The sequence below is a fragment of the Kamptonema formosum PCC 6407 genome, from assembly GCF_000332155.1.
Lineage (GTDB): Bacteria > Cyanobacteriota > Cyanobacteriia > Cyanobacteriales > Microcoleaceae > Kamptonema > Kamptonema formosum.
This window is the reverse complement of the sequence record NZ_KB235903.1, coordinates 584,225-606,824: the sequence shown is the minus strand read 5'-3', so window position 1 is coordinate 606,824 and position 22,600 is coordinate 584,225. Positions and strand designations below refer to the sequence as shown.

The 22,600-nt window shown below is 42.9% G+C and carries 25 protein-coding genes and 1 tRNA gene; 16 read left to right on the top strand and 10 right to left on the bottom strand.

What is annotated here, in order from left to right:
• Positions 1-228: 228 nt before the first annotated feature.
• A complete protein-coding gene (locus OSCIL6407_RS0107730) occupies positions 229-513 on the bottom strand; it encodes a hypothetical protein (RefSeq protein ID WP_007355130.1) in 285 nt (94 codons plus the stop codon).
• 181 nt (positions 514-694) lie between these two features.
• On the opposite strand from OSCIL6407_RS0107730, the gene OSCIL6407_RS0107725 reads away from it, so the two are divergent.
• On the top strand, positions 695-1,606 hold the full coding sequence (locus tag OSCIL6407_RS0107725; protein WP_007355129.1) for a LysR family transcriptional regulator: 912 nt from the start codon (positions 695-697) through the stop codon (positions 1,604-1,606).
• Here the strand turns inward: OSCIL6407_RS0107725 and ispD are convergent.
• Both ispD and OSCIL6407_RS0107715 read right to left on the bottom strand, forming a co-directional pair.
• Complete coding sequence (gene ispD / locus OSCIL6407_RS0107720; RefSeq protein WP_007355128.1) at positions 1,572-2,264, bottom strand: 2-C-methyl-D-erythritol 4-phosphate cytidylyltransferase; 693 nt, start codon at positions 2,262-2,264, stop codon at positions 1,572-1,574. The two genes, OSCIL6407_RS0107725 and ispD, sit on opposite strands and share 35 nt — an antisense overlap.
• A 44-nt stretch (positions 2,265-2,308) precedes the next feature.
• Positions 2,309-2,953, bottom strand: coding sequence for a Uma2 family endonuclease (locus OSCIL6407_RS0107715; RefSeq protein ID WP_007355127.1), 645 nt, complete (start codon positions 2,951-2,953; stop codon positions 2,309-2,311).
• Positions 2,954-3,580: 627 nt separating this feature from the next.
• Here OSCIL6407_RS0107715 and OSCIL6407_RS0107710 point away from each other — a divergent pair.
• The 3 genes from OSCIL6407_RS0107710 to OSCIL6407_RS0107700 all read left to right on the top strand — a co-directional run bounded on the left by OSCIL6407_RS0107710 (position 3,581) and on the right by OSCIL6407_RS0107700 (position 6,906).
• Positions 3,581-4,876: an RNA-guided endonuclease InsQ/TnpB family protein gene (locus OSCIL6407_RS0107710; RefSeq protein ID WP_007355125.1), complete on the top strand. Its 1,296-nt coding sequence runs from the start codon at positions 3,581-3,583 to the stop codon at positions 4,874-4,876.
• A gap of 95 nt (positions 4,877-4,971) precedes the next feature.
• Entirely contained in the window at positions 4,972-5,931 is a 960-nt protein-coding gene (locus tag OSCIL6407_RS0107705) for a glycosyltransferase family 9 protein (protein WP_007355124.1), read from the top strand.
• Between the two features lie 387 nt (positions 5,932-6,318).
• The gene (locus OSCIL6407_RS0107700) at positions 6,319-6,906 is read left to right on the top strand and encodes a D-glycero-alpha-D-manno-heptose-1,7-bisphosphate 7-phosphatase (RefSeq protein ID WP_007355123.1); all 588 of its coding nucleotides are present in this window, start codon (positions 6,319-6,321) and stop codon (positions 6,904-6,906) included.
• A 79-nt stretch (positions 6,907-6,985) separates the two neighbouring features.
• Here the strand turns inward: OSCIL6407_RS0107700 and OSCIL6407_RS32390 are convergent, their stop codons facing one another.
• Positions 6,986-7,162 carry a DUF433 domain-containing protein gene (locus tag OSCIL6407_RS32390; protein ID WP_007355122.1) on the bottom strand — a complete coding sequence of 59 codons (177 nt, stop codon included), beginning with the start codon at positions 7,160-7,162 and terminating at the stop codon, positions 6,986-6,988.
• Between the two features lie 310 nt (positions 7,163-7,472).
• On the opposite strand from OSCIL6407_RS32390, the gene OSCIL6407_RS0107690 reads away from it, so the two are divergent.
• Entirely contained in the window at positions 7,473-8,684 is a 1,212-nt protein-coding gene (locus OSCIL6407_RS0107690; protein ID WP_007355121.1) for an MFS transporter, read from the top strand.
• A gap of 81 nt (positions 8,685-8,765) precedes the next feature.
• Here the strand turns inward: OSCIL6407_RS0107690 and OSCIL6407_RS0107685 are convergent.
• A tRNA-Arg gene (locus OSCIL6407_RS0107685) sits at positions 8,766-8,838 on the bottom strand.
• Positions 8,839-8,915: 77 nt separating this feature from the next.
• On the opposite strand from OSCIL6407_RS0107685, the gene moaC reads away from it, so the two are divergent.
• Positions 8,916-9,434: a cyclic pyranopterin monophosphate synthase MoaC gene (gene moaC, locus OSCIL6407_RS0107680; RefSeq protein ID WP_007355120.1), complete on the top strand. Its 519-nt coding sequence runs from the start codon at positions 8,916-8,918 to the stop codon at positions 9,432-9,434.
• 388 nt (positions 9,435-9,822) lie between these two features.
• Here the strand turns inward: moaC and larE are convergent, their stop codons facing one another.
• From larE to fraC, 4 genes are all read right to left on the bottom strand, one after another.
• Positions 9,823-10,638, bottom strand: a complete 816-nt coding sequence (larE, locus tag OSCIL6407_RS0107675; RefSeq protein WP_007355118.1) for an ATP-dependent sacrificial sulfur transferase LarE — start codon at positions 10,636-10,638, stop codon at positions 9,823-9,825.
• Between the two features lie 151 nt (positions 10,639-10,789).
• Entirely contained in the window at positions 10,790-11,563 is a 774-nt protein-coding gene (locus OSCIL6407_RS0107670) for an ABC transporter permease (RefSeq protein ID WP_007355117.1), read from the bottom strand.
• Positions 11,560-12,513 (bottom strand): DUF5357 family protein, encoded by a 954-nt coding sequence (locus OSCIL6407_RS0107665; RefSeq protein ID WP_007355116.1) that lies wholly within the window; start codon positions 12,511-12,513, stop codon positions 11,560-11,562. The genes OSCIL6407_RS0107670 and OSCIL6407_RS0107665 overlap by 4 nt, the downstream gene beginning before the upstream one ends.
• Positions 12,514-12,574: 61 nt before the next feature.
• A complete protein-coding gene (gene fraC / locus OSCIL6407_RS0107660) occupies positions 12,575-13,093 on the bottom strand; it encodes a filament integrity protein FraC (protein WP_019487080.1) in 519 nt (172 codons plus the stop codon).
• 490 nt (positions 13,094-13,583) lie between these two features.
• Here fraC and OSCIL6407_RS0107650 point away from each other — a divergent pair, with 490 nt between their 5' ends.
• From OSCIL6407_RS0107650 to OSCIL6407_RS0107615, 8 genes are all read left to right on the top strand, one after another.
• Entirely contained in the window at positions 13,584-14,513 is a 930-nt protein-coding gene (locus OSCIL6407_RS0107650) for an ADP-ribosylglycohydrolase family protein (RefSeq protein ID WP_007355114.1), read from the top strand.
• A gap of 106 nt (positions 14,514-14,619) precedes the next feature.
• Positions 14,620-15,441 (top strand): class I SAM-dependent methyltransferase, encoded by an 822-nt coding sequence (locus OSCIL6407_RS0107645; RefSeq protein ID WP_007355113.1) that lies wholly within the window; start codon positions 14,620-14,622, stop codon positions 15,439-15,441.
• A 59-nt stretch (positions 15,442-15,500) separates the two neighbouring features.
• On the top strand, positions 15,501-15,758 hold the full coding sequence (locus OSCIL6407_RS0107640; protein ID WP_007355112.1) for a TIGR02450 family Trp-rich protein: 258 nt from the start codon (positions 15,501-15,503) through the stop codon (positions 15,756-15,758).
• A gap of 75 nt (positions 15,759-15,833) precedes the next feature.
• The gene (locus tag OSCIL6407_RS0107635; RefSeq protein ID WP_007355111.1) at positions 15,834-16,514 is read left to right on the top strand and encodes a KilA-N domain-containing protein; all 681 of its coding nucleotides are present in this window, start codon (positions 15,834-15,836) and stop codon (positions 16,512-16,514) included.
• Positions 16,515-16,642: 128 nt separating this feature from the next.
• Entirely contained in the window at positions 16,643-17,332 is a 690-nt protein-coding gene (locus tag OSCIL6407_RS0107630; protein ID WP_019487078.1) for a hypothetical protein, read from the top strand.
• 153 nt (positions 17,333-17,485) lie between these two features.
• Positions 17,486-18,334, top strand: coding sequence for an ABC transporter ATP-binding protein (locus OSCIL6407_RS0107625; RefSeq protein ID WP_007355109.1), 849 nt, complete (start codon positions 17,486-17,488; stop codon positions 18,332-18,334).
• A gap of 248 nt (positions 18,335-18,582) precedes the next feature.
• Entirely contained in the window at positions 18,583-19,098 is a 516-nt protein-coding gene (scpB, locus tag OSCIL6407_RS0107620) for an SMC-Scp complex subunit ScpB (protein ID WP_007355108.1), read from the top strand.
• 41 nt (positions 19,099-19,139) lie between these two features.
• Positions 19,140-19,469 carry a DUF760 domain-containing protein gene (locus OSCIL6407_RS0107615; RefSeq protein WP_007355107.1) on the top strand — a complete coding sequence of 110 codons (330 nt, stop codon included), beginning with the start codon at positions 19,140-19,142 and terminating at the stop codon, positions 19,467-19,469.
• A 182-nt stretch (positions 19,470-19,651) separates the two neighbouring features.
• Here OSCIL6407_RS0107615 and OSCIL6407_RS0107605 read toward each other — a convergent pair whose 3' ends face one another.
• Positions 19,652-20,866 (bottom strand): HhoA/HhoB/HtrA family serine endopeptidase, encoded by a 1,215-nt coding sequence (locus OSCIL6407_RS0107605; protein ID WP_007355106.1) that lies wholly within the window; start codon positions 20,864-20,866, stop codon positions 19,652-19,654.
• Between the two features lie 244 nt (positions 20,867-21,110).
• Here OSCIL6407_RS0107605 and OSCIL6407_RS0107600 point away from each other — a divergent pair, with 244 nt between their 5' ends.
• Positions 21,111-22,016: a M23 family metallopeptidase gene (locus OSCIL6407_RS0107600; RefSeq protein WP_007355105.1), complete on the top strand. Its 906-nt coding sequence runs from the start codon at positions 21,111-21,113 to the stop codon at positions 22,014-22,016.
• 210 nt (positions 22,017-22,226) lie between these two features.
• Positions 22,227-22,532: an RNA recognition motif domain-containing protein gene (locus tag OSCIL6407_RS0107595; protein ID WP_007355104.1), complete on the top strand. Its 306-nt coding sequence runs from the start codon at positions 22,227-22,229 to the stop codon at positions 22,530-22,532.
• The last annotated feature ends 68 nt before the right edge of the window (positions 22,533-22,600 follow it).

Here is a 22,600-nt window from a genome sequence, read left to right as displayed (position 1 = left end):
TCGCTAAAGCGCAACAACGTACCTATATCTCTACTTTCATCTATGACTGTCCATCTGCAAAGGTACAGATTTTTCAAGTTTTACTAGAACAGTTGCCATAGTATGTAACTGTTCTAGTCGAATTTCATCAATCTGTACTAGCTAAGAACATTCTTCTCAATGCTAGCTACAGATAGTTGCTCAGAAATATTGCTGGTACAATTGCCAAAAAAGCGCGATTGCCCTAAACTATTTGTAGTAATGTTGCTCAATCCAAACTCGCATTTCATCTTCAGTGACCGCAGATGTAGAGCGACCTGTAGCCGGATCGTAAGCGTGCCATAAGGTATTGCCCAACCGATCTGATGTTTGCCAAAGTCTGAGTTCATCGCGGCAGATAGCGGCTGCAAGTAAAGACTCAAAAATGTGCTTTAGTAGGGATAATAAAGGTGGCTGTTTGGTTTGAGACTCTTTCCCCGGAATTGACGTAAATTTTAGCTTTTCTGGGTCTAGCCACTTCTCAGATGTTTGCATAGCAGCACTCCTCAAGTGCGAGACTGTATTCGTTGTTTTCTCTGTTAAACTCACTTTAACAAGTTATAAATAGATATTCAAAGCATGGTTTGAATAGCTTACATGAATAAAATCGATAGATAGATTTTTCCATCCCCAGTCCTCCCTCGATCGCAATCTAGGCAAAACTGATACCAAGCCTATGAAAGAAATTAATACGCGCAAAATGAAAATCTCGCAGTTACACGCCTTGGTTGCAGTGGCGGATTGCGGCAATTTTAGTGATGCTGCTTTGTCTCTAGAATTGTCGCAGTCAGCAGTCAGCCATGCGATCGCGAGTTTAGAAGAAGAATTAGGCGTGCCCCTATTTCACCGAGGCCGTCACGGTGCTCACCTAACGCCAGTAGGAGAGAGAATTCTCGCTCACGGTCGCGAAATTCTGCAATCCTTAGAGATGATGGTCAAAGAAGCTTCCCTAGAAAGAGGTTTGCAGGGGGGATTAGTGCGAATTGCCTCTTTTCGCAGCGTGGCGACTCACGTACTCCCCGGAGTGATTGCCAACTTCCGCCGCCGTTTCCCCAAAATTGCGGTCAGCATTACGGAAATTCCCCATACTCAGGGTGTGGAACAAGCTGTGCGATCGCGCCGCGCAGATATTGGTATCGTCACTATTCCTACTTGCGATGAGTTTGAAACTAGGGAACTTTTGCGCGATGAATATATTGTTTTGGTACCGCCGAATGCCAAATTAAAAGGTAATAAATTTACCTGGGAAGATTTAGCTAGTTTCCCCTTAATTTTAGAACCGCCGGACTATAGCTGTTCTTGGCCGATTCGCAATTACTTGACGGCTGCGGAATTGCTTGTCGATATCGCTTACGAACTTAGCGAAGACTCAACAATTCTCAGCATGGTTGTCCAAGGTTTGGGTGTAGCAATTCTCCCGCGTTTGGCTGCGGAACCGATACCGGAAGGGGTACAGGTGTACAGTTTGCCAGTTCCTCTGGAAAGGATAATTGGGGTAGCTGTTTTGAAAGATGCGCTGTTAGTACCGGCGGTGTTTGCGTTTTTGGATACGCTTAAAGGTGCGCCTGAGCTCGTTGCCGCAAGATGAATTCTGCGATCGCTAAATCCATTGGCGTTGTCACCTTCAAATTTGTCTCCTCTCCCTGAACAATTTGGACTGGCAAACCGCATTTTTCAAACAAAGCCGCATCGTCTGTGACTTCCCATCCCAATTGACGGCCTTTGGCGTGACAATCTTTTAATAATTTGACCTCAAATCCTTGGGGAGTTTGGGCCGCCCACAGTTGGCTGCGATCGGGAGTATCTTTTACTAAGCCAGTTTCATCAGTAACTTTAATCGTGTCCTTAACTGGGACAGCCGCAATTAAACCCGGAAACTGGAACAACGCCTCAGCGCAGCGATTAAACAAATCTGGCGTGGCCAGACACCTCGCGCCGTCGTGAATCAAAACTTGCTCTGCTGTTGCTGGAAGCGCCTGCAAACCGTTGTAAACTGACTCTTGGCGAGTTGCACCTCCATGAATCAGTAGGACTGGCTTAGTCAGAGGGAAATTGGTCAGAATTTCTTGAAAGTCAGGAAAATCTGCTGGTTGGCCCATAATCCCAATCCAGGTAATATGTTCCGAGGCTTCAGCGACTTCCAGAGTCCAAGCCAGTAAGGATTTGCCCAATAATGGTAGCAGCAACTTATTGCGATCGCTGCCCATCCGCCGGCCACTGCCTGCGGCGGGAATTAATAAATGCACGATGACTCCTTGATTGTAATTTGTTAACTAAGTAAATCTATTTTTTATTCAATTTGTGCCCTTACCCAAGCCCGAAAAGCTTTCATTGTTTTATTTCTTCCCTCAATTTTACTTTGTTCTAAATACTGAGCGATCGCTCGATCCAGCAATGGCAACCTTGGAAAATGAGGACTTTCACTAACCTGTACGTATTGCCCTGCTTGCAGCACGTTGATTTCTAATTTCTTCCCATTAAATCGCCACAGTTCTCCGACTCCTAATGCTTGATAATTATTAAACCGGGTGCGAGAAGTAATGTCAATTTCAATGGCTAAATCTGGAGGCGGATCGACAGTTAAATCAATACGTTTTTTGCCGCGAACGGCGACCTCATTTTCGATATAAAAACAGTCATCGGCTTCTAGTCCCTGTAACATATTTTGACTTTTAAACGTGGTCGAACCCAGACTGCGAAATTCTATCTCATATTCTTCCAATATGGCTTTTACAAAGTCAGCAATCATTACTTTATCATCTTCATGTTCCGGTAAGGGCACCATAATTTCTAAGATTCCCTGACTATAATTAATCCGCGTACCCCGTTTTTCAGCATACTCCTCTAACAGTTGTTCGTACATTTGCCAACTGACATCGGTCATCAGAAGTTGCTGACCGGGGGAGACGATGATTTGTTGAAGTTGGACTTGCATAGTTGCCTCGTGTAGAGTTAGGGATTCACGGCTGAATTATTTCCGCTAATCGAGTTTATGGCTGTTTCATTCTCAGGAAATTAAGGCTTTGTAGGGTAGCGCCCCAAGGCATTAGTGTCAACTTAAGCTGAAACCCGCCAGGGGTTAATACCAAATCCGGGTTAGTTATCCCCTTTATGAATCGGCGGTTAAAACCGCTTCTATACAAACGAAGTCCGCCTGCGCGGACTAAGAGAATAAACGGGATGGGAAACCTGGATTTGGTATAAAACCCTACTCTTATAGCTTAAGTCCTCGCTTAGTGGACTAATTAAGTTCTTCAGTCCACTAAGCGAGGACTTAAACTTTGAGGCAGGGTTTTAACCCTTGACGGACTAAGGGTTTGGGGGTAGGTACGGGGGCACTGCCCTACACAAACTGGCCTTTCGATCTGAGAATGAAACAGCCCTGCCTTATAAGAAATACCCTGAAAACTCGCTAGACTTTAGTCCAGGGATGAAAGGGCATTGCAGGATAAATCCTGCCGACTCTTTGTGCTTCAATGTAACCGCTTAACTTGTTTCAGTCTGAGCTTGACTTGTCTATTTATGGTGTACAGTAAACATAGTACAACAGACAGTAAATTAAATGTACGCAGTACAAAAAGATGTATGGCATTTAACGGGGTTCGACAAGACCATTGTCGAGCAACTACTGAGATGGTCAAACAACCTGTTTAATGTCGGGACTTATGAAAGTCGGCAACGGTACTTTGAAAACAAAAGTGCTGTCAAATATCTCGATTTGTACAGGATTGCCAAGACCAACGAGAATTACGGGTTGCTATACTCGCAAGTCGCGCAACAATCCATCAAATCTGTTGCTGAATCTTTTAACTCTTTCCGAGCATTAGAGAAATTAGCTTATAAAGGAGAACTCAACCAAAAACCGAGACTTCCCAAGTACAGAACCAAAGGAGGAATGTATCAGATTTCATATCCTGGTCAAGCGTTGAAAGTAGTGGGGAATAAAGTTAGATTACCTCTAGGGAATAAAGGTAAAGAACATTTTGGAACAGATGCTCTCTGGGTTCCGTTACCTGAACGGATCAAAGATTGTCAGATTAAAGAACTCCGGCTAATCCCTAGAAATGGTGAGGTTTGGGTCGAGTACATTCATAAATCTTTTACCAAACAAGCCCCTAGCTGTAGCTTGGAAGTAACAGGGATTTTGGGAATAGATCGCGGCATCAATAATTGGTTAACTTGTGTCTCTAGCAATGGCAAGCCATTTATTATTGATGGTCGGAAGTTAAAGTCTTGGAACCAATGGTTTAACAAAGAAAAGGCGCGAATCGAATCGGAACACGCCAAATATAAGATGCCTAAAGGTTTCTCGTCAAAACGGCTGCAACAGTTGTCGGAAACTCGTACCAGAAGGATGAGAGATGCGGTTAATAAGGCAGTTAGAACCATCGTAGATTATTGCGAAAACCACCAAATTAACGTCATGATTTTCGGTTGGAATAAGGGGCAAAAGCAAGAAGTAAATATGGGAGGTAAGACCAATCAGAACTTTGTCCAAATACCGACATCTAAAGTCAAAGAACGCCTAGCTCAAGAATGTAACTTAAGGGGATGGCGATTTGTAGATCAAGACGAATCTTATACGTCAAAAGCTAGTTTTTTAGACCGAGATTTTCTGCCAGTAAAAGTTGGTGAAAAACCCAACAATTGGCAGCCATCGGGTAAGCGAATCAAGCGAGGTCTGTACCGTTCTAGCGCTGGGTGGTTAATCAATGCAGATACTAACGGGGCAGCGAACATCATTAGAAAAGCAAAAGTAGCCACAGACTCATTTGTTGAGCGAGTGGGTAGCGGGTTGCTGACTAACCCTTTAAGAATTAAACTTTGGGCGGATTCATCTCCCAAAGTTTGTCCTTAAGAATCCCCGTGTGTTTAGACCGGGGAGTGTCAAAATCCTGATTTGATAAGTATTTTTTCCTTTAGAATATCGGTTGGTAAGCTCAAGTGACTAATATGCGAATTGTTGCCCTTGTTCCTGGGGGGATTGGCGATCAAATTTTGTTTTTTCCTACCCTGGATGGCTTAAAACAACTCTATCCGAATACTCAGGTTGACGCGATCGTGGAACCAAGGGCCAAAGGTGCCTACCGTGTCTGCAAGTCTGTCAAAGAAGTTATCCCCTATGATTTTAAAGACCGCAATGCTTTAGCTGACTGGGGAAACTTGCTGGGTATTATCCGCGATCGCGAATACGAAGCTGTGATCTCCCTGGGACAGCGCTGGAGTGTGGGACTCCTGCTGTGGTTGACTGGTATTAACAAGCGAGTTGGCTATGCTGGCGGCGGTTCTATTTTTCTGACGGACGCGATACCGCTAAAAACTGAGCAGTATGCTGCGGAAATGTATCACGATTTACTCCAAGGCTTTGATATTAATACGCCCTGTCCGCCCCTGGCAATTAATGTCCCCAAGCAAGACATACAATGGGCTGAAGCGGAACAGCAGCGTTTAGGGATTAAAGATAGCGGTTACATTTTGATTCACGGCGGTTCTAGTCAGTTGGCTTTGTCTAAGGGGATTGACAAAATTTACCCTGTGGATAAATGGCAGCAGATTATTCAAGATTTACAACAGCGACAGCCTAATTTGCCTGTGGTGGTGGTTAAGGGGCCGGAGGATGCAGCTTTTGTGGACAAATTAGTGGAGTCTTGTCCGCAGGTGTTGGCGATCGCGCCTGATGATATTGGTAAGTTGGCCGCTGCGATCGCTGCTGCTAATTTGATGCTATGTACTGACAGTGCGCCGATGCACTTAGCGGTAGCAGTTCAGACTTATACGATCGCCTTGTTTGGGCCTACTGACCCAGCGAAGTTATTGCCAAAGAGCGATCGTTTTATTGGCCTCAAATCACCTACGGGTAAAATGGCTGACATTTCACCTCAAGACGTTCTCAAAAAAGTCTGGGGAGGGTAATTGTTAATGGTTAACTGTTAACGGTTAACTGTTAACGGTTAATTGTTAATGGTTAACTGTTAACTTAATAAATAAACACTTCTATAACTTGTAGGGTGGGCGATCGGTGACTACCATCTTAAGCTATCATCTACATACATTTTTTTCGATCGCCCAGCTTACATTTATACAATCCGCGCAGAAACCGGGTTTTTTCTAAAAAACCCTGCTTTTCAACTAGATATCTAGGTCGAAACCTGGTTTCTAACTTCGACTTGCGTAAGTCTTGGTTTAATTGTCTCCATTTTATTAACTCTGGTGATGGATTTCACGAAGTGCTATAACAAACCACAACCAACAACTAACAACCAACAACTAACAACTAACAACCAACAACTAACAAGTATAATGAAACAAGCAGTTTTTCTTGACCGCGATGGAGTTTTAAATATTGAAGCTGGATATATTCACCGCCTTGAAGACTTAAACTTAATTCCGGGAGTAGCTAAAGCAGTACGTCAATTAAATGACAGAGGAATATTTTGCTGTCTAGTTTCTAATCAGTCTGGTCCAGCCAGAGATTATTATCCAGTTAGCCACGTAGATGCACTCCATCAACGTCTCTGTAATTTGTTAGAAATAGAAGCAGGCGCAAAATTAGATGCTCTTTATTATTGTCCTTATTTGAGTCAACCAGAAGGCGGAATCAACCCCGAATTTACGCGCTGGACTACTTGGCGAAAACCGAACACGGGGATGTTAGTAGCCGCAGCTTGGGAACAGGATTTAGACTTGCAAAATAGTTTTATGGTGGGGGATAAAGCCACTGATGTTGATATGGCTCATAATGCTGGTTGCCAAGGGATTTTAGTGCAGACGGGATATGGTGAAAGTGTACTCAGTGGGGAATATCAGCATCATACTAAACCGGATTTTATTGCAGCAGATTTAGCGGTAGCAGTTGAGTGGATTTTGAGGCGAATTGATGTTGATTAAACAAGAAAGCAAAAGTCTATCAATCCTATTAGTCCGCGTATAGTCCGCGTAGGCGGACTTGGTTTGTGTAGCCGCGATTTCAATCGCTGGGATATTTTGTTTGAGCCAGCGTGACAGTGCGAAACTGTTTGGCTATTTCTTCAGGAGGTTTGCCATTGTGGATGTATTCAGAGAGTATATGTTCAATGCCAACTCGCGTTCCTTTAACCCGGATATCTTCGGGATTAAGAAAGTCAAAATATTCTTCTGGCTGCATAATTTTTATCCTCAATTTTACTAATTATAGCAAGAGGTTCAAGTTTATTCTAGTTTCGATAATCATTAAATTAGCAGGTACGCGATCGCATCTACATTCCTAAATCCCTCAAAGTTTGTTACAAAGTAGAAGTAGCACTTAGGACACGGCGACTTCACCCAGGCTATCCCAATTCACCCGATTGGGTGAGTCAAAGGTAGGAAGTGCGATCGCGACCCCCAGTCATAACCTGATAAAATCAAAATCAACAGGAATTTGTCAATTGAACGTTTTTAGCACCCTTGACCCCCAACGAAGGCGTAGCCTGCAAATGTTATTCATTTCAGGTCTATTATTTTGGTGTAGCTTAGGTTCCTTACTGCCAACTTTGCCCCTTTACGTCCAATATGTGGGCGGTACAAATCAGCAAATTGGCTTAGTCATGGGCGCTTTTGCCATCGGACTATTGCTATCACGACCTTGGTTGGGGCCGATGGCCGATACTAGGGGTAGAAAGCTGGTTTTACTTGTGGGTGCGTTAGTAGCAGAACTCGCGCCAATGGGTTATTTATTTGTAACATCAATCCCTTTGTTGCTAGTAATTCGGGCTTTTCATGGCATTAGTATTGCCGCTTTTAGCACTGGTTATAGCGCCTTGGTGACAGATTTATCCCCGGAAGGACGCAGGGGAGAATTAATTGGCTATATGAGTTTGATTACTCCGGTTGGTATCGCTATTGGGCCGGCTATTGGCGGATATTTACAAGCTTGGGTGGGTTATACACCTTTGTTTATGATGTCTTCTAGTCTAGGAATGTTGGCTTTAATTTGCACTTACCAGGTTTGGGAACCTGGTTATATAGATACTTCCAAGATTAAGCAAAAATCTCAAATCAAAACTCAAAAATCTAATGAGATTTTGTCTTATTTTCAAATGCTTTGGAACCCTCGCGTTCGCATTCCCGCTTTAGTTTTGATGTCCGTTGGTTTGGTATTTGGGGCTGTGAGTACATTTATGCCTTTGTTTTTACAGCAGACAAAGGTAAATTTAAATCCAGGACTATTTTACTCGATGGCCGCGATCGCCAGTTTCGCGATCCGTTTACCCACCGGCAAAGCTTCCGATCGCTACGGTCGCGGCATCTTTATTAGTGGCGGCTTGGTCTGCTATGCTCTTTCTATGATAGTTATGTGTACGGCCAATAGCAGCAATGCCTTTTTGCTAGCAGCCTTGTTTGAAGGTATTGGTGGCGGAACAGTAGTTCCGATGATGGTAACGCTAATGGCGGACAGGTGCGAACCTCACGAACGAGGTCGTCTGTTCTCCTTGTGTGTGGGTGGGTTTGATTTGGGAATTGCGATCGCAGGCCCTACACTAGGCTTAGTCGCAGAATTTTTCGGTTATAGAAATATGTTCGCGATCGCCTGCATACTCGCTATCTTCGCTACAATCCTGTTTATCACCAAATCCAGCAAAGATTTACCCCACTCTCTAAGGTTCTCCCTCGGTCAAGGTAAAGATGTCTACGCCCTGAAGAATTAAAAATCAAAAATGTGAAATTAAAAATCAAAAGACAATTAAAATGGTTTTCGCCATTTTTAGTTTTTCATTTTTAATTTAAAACGGGCTTGGAGGGATTCGAACCCCCGACCTCATGGTCCGTAGCCATGCACTCTATCCACTAAGCTACAAGCCCTGGTTGATTTCAGATTTTGGATTTTTCAACCCAAAAGTCTTTTTCACACCAAAATTAATAATAACACAACTTCCAAAATGACGCAAGACCTCCAGCAAAATTCTTCTAAATTGCCCACAGAGAGTCAACTAACTCATCTAGACGAACGCGGCGAAGCCCAAATGGTGGACGTTTCAGCCAAAACCCCCACCCTCCGCCAAGCCGTAGCCGCCGCCCAGGTACGGATGTCACCGGAGACATTTGCCGCAATTCAAGCTGGCAATGCCCCCAAAGGCGATGTCTTGGGAACCGCAAGACTCGCTGGCATCATGGGGGCCAAGCAAACTGCACAATTGATTCCCCTCTGCCATCCCTTGCCCCTGCAAAAAATAGAAGTTCAGGTGATACCAGATGCCGAGTTACCGGGGTATCAAATTCGCGCTGAGATCAAAACCAAGGCGGAAACAGGTGTGGAAATGGAAGCTTTGACGGCGGTTTCGGTGGCCGCGCTGACGTTGTACGATATGGCGAAGGCTTTGGAAAAGTCGATCCAGATAGAATCAATTCGATTGGTAAGTAAGACAGGTGGTAAATCTGGGGATTTTGTTAATAGTTAATAGTTAGTGGTTAGTGGTTAGTGGTTAGCTGTTAGTTGGTAGTGGTTAGTTGATAGTTGTCATTGCGAGCGTAGCGAAGCAATCGCAATAGATTAAGATTAAGCTGCTACCCATCTAATTTGACAGTCAGTTTTTATAAGCTTCTTGTGGGATGGGCATCCTGCCCGTCTTTGTATTCGATTTATTAGATGCGTAATAGCTTACTTCGATAGTGCTAAAGCAGAAATCACAGACTTTAACGCTTTAGCAAAGGGTTGGGGATTGCTTCACTGCGTAAGCGCTACGCGCAGGCTACGCCAACGCAATGACAACTATCAACTAACTAACAACCACTAACCACTAACAACTACCCACCAACAAATACCAACTAACCACTAACCACCAACAACTAACTATTAACAGTTAAAAGTAGTTGATTCAATTTTCCACTGCGATAGCCCTCCAAATCTAGAGTCACATAAACAAAACCAAACTCCTGAAACATTGCCACAATTCCCGACAAATCCACACCCAATACAAACTCCTTAATTTCCTCCGCTGGTAACTCAATCCGCGCCGTATCTCCCTCAGATCTTACCCTCAGATTCTTTAATCCCAACTGCCGCAAATACCTCTCAGCACGTCCCACTCTTTGTAACTTCCAAACCGTAATTTCTTCACCGTAAGGAAAGCGGGAACTCAGACAAGGTTGTGCGGGTTTATCCCACCAAGGCAAACCCAATTCTTTTGCCAATTGCCGCACTTCTAATTTAGTAACACCTACTTCTGCTAAAGGCGATCTCGCCCCTCTTTCCTTTGCAGCTTGAATTCCCGGACGATAATCTTTTAAATCATCAGCATTAACGCCATCTACTACATAAGAATAACCTCGTTCAATTGCTAAAGGTTTGAGGGTATCGTGCAATTCACTTTTGCAGAAATAACACCGATTAACTGGGTTAGAAGTGTAATTGGGATTAGCCATTTCTTGAGTTTGCACTTCCTCATGGGCAATTCCAATTGATAAGGCTTGAATGCGGGCATCTTCCAAATCTTCTGGTAATAAAGATGGGGAAACTGCTGTAACAGCTAAGGCGCGATTGCCGAGCATATCAAAAGCAATTTTTGCGACTAAGGTACTATCAATTCCACCTGAGTAGGCAATTAAAGCCCGATCCATCTGACTAAATATGGTTTGTAGTTGTTCTAATTTTTCTGTTAGCATAATTTCAAAATAATTTCATTATTTTTTCTTTTTTCTGACTTACTCATCACTAACCTAACTTTGCCCTCTAGGGGCTATTATACCACCAAAAAGGGCAATTTACAAGCTGTTTTTGTCAGCAATGTTCAGATTAATTCCTTTCCATTATATCTTAAAATTCCCGCCGCGAGAAGACTGCGATCGCAATTGACAACACCAGCACTATGTACAGCAAACCATAGCCAGCATTAGTGATTAAAGCAACTATATGCAGTATTTGACCGTAAACAGCATCATTTCTTAGATTTAGCCGTGCTAAGTCGGGTAAAACCAGATACAGCCCCATCATTAATTGCTCAATAGTAGGATTTTTGGTTAACTTGCCTAGCGCTACTAAATCGCGGGTTGAGTGCCCCATCAAATAAACTCCAAACGTCAGCAAAGTTGCCAGTAGCGAACTTGTAAATACACCAAAGAGAATCCCTACTGCTGTTAGCAGAGACAACTCTATCCAGACAAATAAGGTGGCAATTAAAATGCTTCCTAGTGGGTAAGAAATTTGACTTAAACTTAGGATGGTTATATAAATAAGAGTCATTCCCGCTACCAGCACAGCCAGCACAATTGATAATCCTATATGCTTACCAACTATCAATTCTGAGCGCGAAATCGGTTTAGCCACTAAGACATAAACCGTCCGTTTTTCGATTTCTTTATTAACAAGCCCAGTGGAGACAAAAACTGTAACAACTAAGCCCAAAACTCCAATAGCAGCCATGCCAATATCTAAGATGATTTTTCTCTCTGCTGTCGCTGCTAGTTCTGGGATAAACCTCACGGCGGCCCCCATTAACACAGCAAAAAAAACAATTAGGTAAAGAATACGATCGCGAATCACTTCCCAAAAAACATTAAGGGCAATAGTGAAGATTCTACTCACATTCATACTTGGTTTACTCCTTTAATTATGTCTATTTTCCTAGTAGGATTATATATCTTAATTGGATCGCAATTAACAGTTGCTCTATTTGATACCTTCGCTACCTCACAATATTTGCTCAGGGTATATCCTCCCGGTTTGGTAGTAGGCCCAAGCCATCTTGCCAAAAATTCTATTTTATAAAGAGATTGCCCTTGGATTACATAAGTTTCTATATCCCACTTCGAGTTTTCTGCAAGAGGAGAGATATTTTTAAACATCTGATTTCGCAGAGAAACTTGTTTCCTACTCACGGCAATTAGCCATTCTTCTACTTTTTGCCACGATCTTTTTCGAGTTTTAAGTCTCAGTTGATTTTCCATTACTTTAAGCATAGTCATACCTCTAGAATTATTGAGGGATGGCGGCTTGAAATTGACAACGAAACCGCTCTTAGTGAAATCCTCGGCTAGCACGCTCGGATATTCTTGTAGCCAGTCTTGAATTATAAAATGAAATGCGAGAAAACAAGTTAGAAGAGTATTAGTCAGAATTATCACTAAAAATATTGGGCGAATTAAGGGGGGATGAGGTTGCAATTTTGCCCCTGAACGAATAAATTTAATTATAACAGCAAGACATATTGAAATCAAGGGCCAAAAGATAACAGCTAAAGATTGGCGATCGGGAGTCAAATTTACTGATAAAAACCCGCTAATTAATGCTCCTGTAATCCAAGGACTAAGACTAATTCCAGAGATGATAAATGGCTCCTGACTTGTCCGCCAACCAATCCCAATTGTCAAAAATAGCCAGCTACAATCAGCTAGAGTATCCTTGAGTGCTTTATTCTTAATTTCTAAGGCTGAGAACAGGAAGAAAAACAGACTGATTAATAGAGGTGTTTTCCAATGTAAAACTTGAGGCGGAAGCAAAATCCTTTGTAAAATTACATTGGCTTTAATAAGATTTCTCATGTCACTAATACTCAGGGAAGTATTAAAACTACTTGATTTAACTGTTGACAGTTAATTGCATTCATTGGCTTTCTAGATATAATACTAGCAAAATGACACAATGACTGCAAGTGTGTGCTATTAAAAGTACACCAAATTGAGTGAATCCTTGAGCAGATTTTTTCTGGCTGCGAACAAGATTACGACTACCTATTGGCACGGGCATTGCAGAGTTATTTTGATTTGTTTGTAGTAAAAGAAATTTTAATATTTCTAATCCCTTCCATTTTCCTAAAAAAGATATAGTATAAATTAGAAATGCTGCCAAAATTAAGAGCGCAGAAACAGGATGCCACTGGCCTAAAAGGATATAACCCATAAGTAGTTCTACTTCGCCTTTTGATAGAAAGCTTTCCCAAACAAAAAAAGTTAACCAACCTATGCAGGTCGAGAATAAATTAATTACTGCTGTATATTCTACGCTGGTTTTGGGACTGAGCATTAGGGACTTTTGAAAGAACCACGATTCTATTGCGATTGCTAACCACAAAATTAAAATTTGAGATAAAAAAGCACGCAATGGTAAAACAGTGGGAAACATGATGAGGAAGAAGGAAGAAGTTAGACTGGGAGATGGCGTTGCCATAATCTATATAGTACATGAATAAAGTTTAAGTAGAGAAAGGTTTTAGTGTTCTCAATCGCTGCCATCTTTAGTTGAAATAGCTACTGGACTTACCAAACCAGGACGGTGCAAACAAGCTCTACAGATTATTAAAAGGATAGAAATTAGTAAAAATTTTTCTGGGAGCAGGTAAGGAGCTATAATGAGCAAATGTATGGCTTTATTTGCTGTAGCTAAAAATAGGTGGAGCTAAACAAAAAAGATAAAACGGTTGAGATAGCATCTAAAATTCTTCCAGTCCCCGACCTTGACAATAGTAGTAAAGCCGGGTATATAGATACTGTAGCTAAAATATACTTCAGCATTTAATTTCCAATTTTTTTTTAGCGTAAGTGGGCAAAATCTTTACTATCTCTGGGTTTCAGGCGGGGTTTTCACTACCCCAAGAAAAGAACAAAAAAAATATATGCAGCACATAGAAAAATATCGCGGTTGCCTTCTAGGTTTAGCAGTTGGCGATGCTGTGGGAACAACTTTAGAATTCAAGCGACCCGGAACATTTACCCCTATTAACGATCTAGTAGGTGGCGGCCCTTTTCGACTGCAACCGGGACAGTGGACAGACGATACCTCAATGGCACTTTGCTTAGCTGAGAGTTTAATTGAGAAAAAAGGTTTCGATCCAGTTCACCAATTGCAAACATATTTGCGATGGGAAAAAACCGGACATTTAAGCAGTAATGGAGAGTGCTTTGATATTGGCAATACTGTGCAACAATCACTGTGGAAATTTGAAGAAACTGGTAAACCTTTTTGCGGATCTATAGATCCTTTGAGCGCTGGCAATGGCTCAATTATGCGCTTAGCTCCCGTGCCTTTATTTTATGCTAAAATACCTCTGGAAGTAATAGAGAAATCCAAAGATAGTTCGCGTACAACTCACGGTGCTACTACTTGTTTAGATGCTTGCAGATATTTGGGATCTTTAATTGTAGGTGCTGTTAATGGAGTGAGTAAAGAAGAGTTACTTTCAGAACGCTACAGCCTTATATCGGGATATTGGGAACAACACCCTCTAACAGATGAAATCGACGAAATTGCAGCGGGTTCCTTCAAACGCCGCGAACCGCCAGAAATAAAAGGTACAACCTATGTTGTCAAATCTTTGGAAGCGGCACTTTGGGCATTTTATCGCAGCAATTCGTTTAAAGAAGGGTGCTTATTGGCTGTTAATTTGGGCAACGATGCAGATACAACTGGTGCTGTTTATGGGCAGTTGGCAGGTGCTTTTTATGGAGAAAATGGAATCCCGGAAGCTTGGCGATCTCGATTAGCTCACCGCGATATGATTGAATCTTTTGCTGAGCAAATTTTTTCTTTGGCTAATTCAATATAAGTCAATAAATATTGACCAAAATCTCAGTAAAAATCCCCTGATATTTATCAAAACTTCCTAGAGGAGAAGGTCGCTTAATTAAAAAGTAAATGCGTGCAAAAAATAAATGTTAGAAATCAAAAATGTAAGTGGCACTGCTTTTATTATTGCCGAATATCGAGCAGATAGCAGTCAAGATACGACACCTCTTTACAATGATGAAATTGTAAAACTCTTCCTGAATTGCGATACAAAAAAAATCGCTGAAGATGCCGCCATCAATTTTCCTGCGGCTAAAGAAATGGTCAAAATTCGTACTAAATATTTTGACGATACCCTCTCAAAGGAAATTTTACAGGGCTGTAAACAAATAGTCATTTTAGGTTCTGGTTTAGATACCCGCCCCGCCCGAAAAAATATCGTAGGCGTTAAGTATTTTGAGATTGAAAATGAAGCAACTCTTAAATTTAAAGAGGAAATCTTAACGGCCAACGGCATCGCTGCCAATGTTAGCTATATTCCTGGCGATTATATCAAAGATAATTTAATTCACCTACTAGGCAAGCATCAATTTAACTTGGATCTTCCTGCCTATTTTATCTGGGAAGGAAATACCAGTTATCTGACTGAAGAAGAAGTAAGATTTGTGATGAAACAACTTCGCGAAAATGTGGGACAATTTAGAATATCCTTTGATTATATGTCAGACCAAGTGATTGCCAGAAGCACAGGCTATTCAGATATGGATGATTACATGAATAAATTAGAAAAAATGGGCGCAGTGTGGAAAAGCGGCTTTGCTAATATTGATGATTTAGCTAAAAAAGTAAATCTAAAAGTGGTGGAAAATTTCTCAACGGCTGAACTGCACAGAGAATATCGCCCTCACGTCTCCTTAGCATCTAATATTTTTAGATTCTACTTCCTTTGCACGCTAGAAAGTTATTAAGAAACAAGTCAATTCAATATAAATCCCAAAACTATATTGACGACTATTACTAATTAAAAATGCAGAAAAAACAGAAATTTCCTTATCTAGTTGGCTCGAAATGGACAGCACAACAAAAAACTTGGGGATGGCGACACTTTCAGGTTACAAATAGAAAAAATCAAGGCAAATGGGTATTTGCCGAAATGGTAGCCGCCTGCGATCCCGCAATCCGCTTCTGGCTGAACGCCCAACAGCTAAAAGATCGTAACCTCTGGCAAGCTGGATGGCAGTCTACACAAGAATTAGAGGACTTAGAAACTGATAATTACCCTTAACAATTTGGCTGTACACCTTCCCATTTTTACCAATGTGTGGTTGGATAGATCAGCAGTATCAGCAGGTCAGTCGGGATGAGGAGCGAGATAGCAGTACCAATTGTAAAATTATCAGCAGGGGCGATCGACAAAACTGAAAAGGAGCCTGAATATAAACAGTTAGAGCTGTTTGAATGGAAAGTAGAAGACAAATTTCTAGAATCGAACAACATCCCCACTTCCCAAGTTCGGAGAAAGAATGGTTTAATTTGTCTTAATGATATGTGGCGAGTAGCAGGCAGCGTTAAAAATAAAATTCCTTCCCGTTGGATAGCCCTTAAGCATACACAATTTCTCATAAAATTGCTGCGAACTCAAGTTAATGGCGAAATTTATCAAATTTATCGCGGCAGAAACGGCGGCACTTTTTCCGTAGACGAACTAGCTTATAAATATTGGGAATATTTAAGCGTAAAACGCCAAGTAAAGTTAACAGAAAAAAAGGTACAAAGCCAATTAGCTAAAAGCATTGGTGCAGTGAAACGCGAAGTACAAACTTTAGCAGGAAAAATTGATATTTTAACCGCTAAAGAGTTAATAGAGGTCAAATCAGTTAACAATTGGAAATGTGCCGTAGGTCAGGTTATAATTTACGGTCAGTCTTACCCCGACCACCAAAAGCGGATTCACCTTTTCGGGGAAGCATCCCCCGCATTTTTAAGCATGATTCGCTCCCATTGCACTGTCTTTGATATTGAGGTAACTTGGGAGTATTAACAATTTAAGTAGATGGACACACTTAAATGTAAAGTGGCAATCGCCCACCATGCACCCACCATGCAAGCGATAGAAGCATTTATTTATGTCCGACTGCTTAACGCACCAGTATAGTTTATAGGAGGAGTATGAAAAAACAACTTACTGTCTCAATGTGTCTGGTAATTTCTGCAATCTTGACTGATGGTTTTACCTTGGGAGCGAGTGCAAATTCAGTAACTGCTTTAAACCGCATTCAGCCTACAATTCAGCCTACAAATATTGCTACTACTACACCAGATTTACCTAAAGCCGTCCTGACTTTGCAAGACTTACCTTCTGGCTTCAAAGATATGTCTGGCGAAGCAGAATCACTCAAGAAGCAGTTAAATAATGGCAATGAAGTTAAAGCTGAAAATGTCTTTGCTTTCCAAAAAAGTGATGACCAGCAGTTTCAGTTAATTGTGGGTTTCACAATGCCAATGCTGAGTCGGATAGAGCAAGCTAGCTTTGATAGTTCGATCCGCCAACAAGATTTTGCACAGGAGTTCCTCAAAGGCTTAAATGAGGGTAGTCAAGGAGACTTTTCCAATATCACTTCATCACCGATGGGCGAAAATATTGGCGACGCATCGGCTAAATGGGTGACAAAAGGCCAACTTAACGGGATACCTATGCGCCTGGAAATGGCCGTATTTCGGCGGGGAAATTTAGGCGCAATGTTGATGATTTTGTATCTTGACGGTGAGAGTCCCAGTATAGCGATCGCAGATGCAGCGAGGAGACTCGACAGCCGTATTGTTGAGTTAAGCCCGGTGTCCCCAACTCAACCACAATAGCGCGACCGCAACCTAAAATCGGTTAAATTATCAGAAAGTTTACTAAGTAGCTCCACCTAATTAAACATAAGATCGGGATGGCTAAAAAGCTGACTGTATAAACATTCTTCCTTCTTCCTTCTTCCTTCTTCCTTCTTCCTTCTTCCTAAAGTTATGCCTGCTGTTTCCCTCCAAAATGTTTGTAAAGTCTACAATAACTTTTCTGCTGTCAACGACCTCTCTTTTACCATCGAACCGGGTGAAATGTTTGGTCTACTCGGCCCCAACGGTGCTGGTAAATCTACGACAATTCGGATGTTGACTACCCTCACCAAACCCACCAGCGGTGCCATTCAGGTAGGGGGATATGACGTAGTGCGGGAAAGCTTGCAGGTGAAGCAAAATATTGGTGTTGTGCTACAACAAACAAGCGTTGATACTGACTTGTCAATATGGGAAAACATGGAATTTCATGGGAGGCTGCACCATATCCCCAACCCTCAGCGAAAAGAGTTAATTAATAGGTGGCTGGACTATGTGGAATTAGGTCAAAGACGCGATGATTTAGTGAAAACTTTATCGGGAGGCATGAAACGTAGATTACAAATTGCTAGAGCTTTGTTACATCAGCCGAAAATTTTATTTTTAGATGAACCAACTGTCGGACTCGATCCCCAGACGCGGCGGCGGCTGTGGGAAATTATTCGCGATTTAAACAAGCAAGGCATGACCATGTTGTTGACGACGCACTACATGGATGAGGTAGAATATTTGTGCGATCGCATCGGCATTGTAGAGGGCGGTAAGTTAATTGAACTGGGGACTTTAGAAGAACTGCGAACAGTTCACGGCAAAGGGTTAGTAATGAAACAAATAGGTGATAGGTGGGAGTACAAATTTTTCCCTAACCTCGAAGAAGCTAATGCTTATCTCGAACAGCAACCTGATAAAACTGGGATGATGGTGCGCCCTTCAAATTTAGAAGATATTTTTGTAGAATTGACAGGAAGACAATTGGATTGAATTAAAAATTAAAAATTGAAAATTAATGAAAGTCGGACATAATTAAAAGTAGGGTGGGCGCTCGCCGCTTCAAGCTTGTAATTCATCGCCATAGATAATTGTCGGCGAGCGCCCACCTTACAAGTTATAGCGTTTATTTATGTCCACCTACTACAAAACATGAAAGTTTATTTGTATTTAACTCCGAGCAACGAACAACTAACAACTAACAACGAACAACTAACAACTAACAACTAACAACTAACAAAATGCCACGTTTAGCTACCCAGATAGAAGCCATCCTTTACTTAAAAGGTCAACCCGTGTCAATAGCGGAAATTGCCGAAATTGCCAAGTGCGATCGCGGCGAAGTCAAAGACGCTCTGATCGAACTCATGTCCGACAGTGCCCGTAGGGATAGTGCCCTAGAAGTCGTCGAAACCCCAGGAGGTTACAGCCTCCAACTTAGAGAAGAATTTGCCCCTTTAATGCAAGCCTTAATTGCCCCAGAATTGGGCGTGGGAGCCCTGCGGACACTCGCTGCGATCGCCCTTAAAGGAGGCCTGAGTCAAAGTGACCTAGTTAACTTGCGCGGTTCAGGAGCCTATCAGCAAGTTCAAGAACTTGTCGAACTCGGTTTTGTACGTAAACGGAGACAACCTGAAAGTAGGTCTTCTTGGCTACAAGTTACAGACAAATTTCATCGGTATTTTCAACTAGACCAGTTACCAAAACAGCTAACACTGAACTTTCACGCAAATTTAGAGGCAAGCGAAGAAGAGTAGTTTAAACTAGAACTAACAAGCTTGACATTCAGAGTCACATAATGGTTTTTAACCCTAACTTTTCTGATTCCAATGCCCAACAAACCGCAGCCAACCCACTGCTGAAGTATCTCCAGCACCAACCTCCAGAAGTTCTCGCTCGTGTCGCCAAGTCCGTTAGTCCAGAAATCAAAGAAATCATCTCCCACAACGTCCAAGGACTTGTCGGCGGTTTGCCTTCAGATAACTTCAACGTGCAAATTACAACAGACCGGGACAACTTAGCAGGTTTGCTAGCCTCAGCCATGATGACAGGTTATTTTTTGCGGCAGATGGAACTGCGGATGCAACTAGAGGAAAATTTAGCCAGCACTCGTTCTATTCCTGAGTAGGAAGAGGGAGCGGGGGCGGGGAGCAGGGGAGCAGGGGAGCAGGGGAAGGTAGGGAAGATTTAACTTCCTCATCTCCCTCATCTCCCCCCCGCTCCTCTGCCCCTCATCTCCCTCATCTCCTTCATCTCCCCCCCGCTCCTCTGCTCCCCCGCTCCCCCGCTCCTCTGCTCCCCCGCTCCCCATCACCCCCCAGGTGAATTAGCGGCCGCTGGGAAAGCAGCAGGTTTTACCTTAAGTTTCTGAACCTTACCTTGTCGATTCACTTCTACTTGTAGCTCTTGACCAATAGTGCTGGCTTCTACGCGCTCTTGGACTTCACCAGGAGTATTAACTGCAACGCCATCAATTTTTTGAATAATATCTCCTTGACGGAAACCTGCGATCGCGGCTGGGGATTTTTCCACTACTCGCGTAATCGCGACACCTTTCGTTGCTACAATCTTGACGTTGAGCTGCTGGCTTAGTTCTTCTCTAGAAACCGCAGTCAAATTGACCATTTGAACTCCCAAATAGGGATGATCCGCTTTCCCTTTAGCAAATAACTGATCCGCAACTCGCTTAGCAGTTTCAATCGGGATCGCAAACCCCAAACCCTGAGCATCAGCACGAATGGCAGTATTAATGCCAATTACTTCGCCAGAGTCATTTAATAGCGGCCCGCCAGAATTGCCGGGGTTAATAGCCGCGTCAGTTTGGATAAAGCGCACGCGCTTATCAGGAATACCTACTTGAGAACTGGTGCGACCAGTAGCGCTGATAATGCCAACTGTCACCGTATTGTCTAAACCCAAAGGATTGCCGATCGCGATCGCCCACTGTCCCGTAACAATATTATCAGTGCTGCCCATCGTCACTATTGGCAACCCCTTAACATTAATCTTCACCACTGCCACATCCGTAAGCGGATCTACACCCTGCACCTTACCCTCAAACTCCCGACCGTCCTTAAGCGTAACTTTAACAGTATCAGCTCCAGAAACGACGTGAGCATTAGTAACTATACGACCATCATCTCTGAGAATAAATCCAGACCCAGTACCGCGCCTGACTCGCTCTTCAGGTAAAGGCAAACTGTCTCCAAAAAAACGCCTAAATAGCGGATTTTTGAAAGCTTCAGGCACTTGAGAAGAAATCTTGCTTGTGGCATCAATGCGGACTACAGCCGGGCCAACCTTTTCCGCAGCTTCAGCGATAAAGTTAGAGTTGGTGCGTTCAATTATTTTATTTTCTGGAGCTTGAGGTGGCAGATAAGGAGGGAGTTGCTGCCGCACTACTGGCAAAACTAACTCTTCGGGACGATTTCCTGCTTGCAGGTAGCGGCTGCCCAAACAGCCCACACCACCGCCGATCGACAGCAAGGCTAGATATAAAGTTAATTGCTTTAAAGTTACATTCATCGGCTTTTCTGGCTGGATACCTCAATCTTAATACACAGGCCTTAACTTCTAATCTAATCAAAAAATCATCAACTGCCGTCAGAAATACTTTTTTCTTTAGATGGCATGGTGCGTTATGGTATCGAATGTCTTAAAGTATCGAGATTGAGGCAGAGATTGTTTCTCATTGTAAACCAAGCTTAGTAGATCCGCGATAACTCTTTGCCTAAGTATAAAAACTCGCTGCGTTTTCAATCTATCTGGCATGACTTTTCAACGCTTGTTTCTCCCATTTTCGGCTCTTTTCTGGTTGATGGCCTCAGTTTTGGCAACTTCAGCAATTCCCGCGCCAACACCAACAAATCTTCCTCCCAATTCGCCTTCACCAGAGGCCGACTCGATATGTCAGCCGCCGGCACTCGATCGCATCAAGCGTCATACTGTCGCCCCAGGTGAAACTCTGGAGAGCATAGCACGGCAGTATAATTTAATTCCGGCTACGCTGATGGGGATGAATCCGCCATTGAGAGGAGGTTTAGCCCCTATTGGGATCGCGATCGCCATTCCTCCCTACAACGGCATCCGCGTAGAAGTACCCACAGGTTGGACTTGGCAAAAGCTGGCTGATGTTTACAAAGTCCGAGCCGACGTGCTATTTGAGGTGAATGGCTGTCAGCTTACACCGCAGGTGGTGTTTGTACCCGGTGTGAATTGGTCGCCAGGAACTTCTGCTAGTCAGGGTTTAACCGCTTTACAAGGCTATCCTCTGCCTGCTACAGCAAAGGAAGGGTTAGGTTACGGCTGGCAGTTACATCCGGTTCGGGGTCAAGTGTTTTTCCATAGCGGTATAGATATATTGGCAGCAACTGGGACACAGGTTTTAAGTGTAGGTGCGGGTACGGTGGCCTTTGCTGGGCCCCAAGGGACTTATGGCAATTTAGTGGTTGTGAACCATCAGGCGGGAAAACAAACTCGCTACGGTCACTTAGGTAATATTGCAGTGAAAGTCGGTCAAAAGGTGCAGCAGGGAGATATTTTGGGAAAGGTGGGGATAACTGGAAAACCTGATATTGTCCAGCCACATTTGCATTTTGAAGTTCGCTACAATTCTAATTTAGGTTGGGTGGCTGAAGACCCAGAACCTTATGTGCGATCGGCAATGAAGAGGTAAAAACTATGGCAGAGAATATATATGAATATTTCAGGTCGCTTTTGATAGTTATGCGATCGCACAGAAATAAATATTCATAAAAAATTCTCCCCATAAAGCTACCCCCTGTGCTAGAGTATTTTTATAAGGCTTATTTTCGGCAGTGTAACTCGTTTTATCAACGTTTCTCCGAATCTAACTCTCTACAACATTTGATTCTGGAGATGATTTATGTCAATTTACGTCGGCAACTTATCCTATGAGGTGACTCAAGAGCACCTTAGCCAAACTTTTGCAGAGTACGGCACTGTCAAGCGCGTTCAGTTGCCTACAGACCGCGAAACTGGTAGTCTACGGGGCTTCGCTTTCGTAGAAATGGGAACAGAAGCCGAAGAAGCAGCAGCAATTGAAGCCCTTGACGGCGCTGAGTGGATGGGTCGCGACCTGAAAGTTAATAAAGCCAAGCCTCGCGAAGAAAGAGGTGGTTCTGGTGGTGGTAACTGGTCTAACAACAATCGCTCTTCTCGCCGTTACTAAGAGTGAAATGCTCTTGGGGATAATCGTTTAGGCGATTTATAGCTGAGATTTTTTTTGCCCGGAATTAG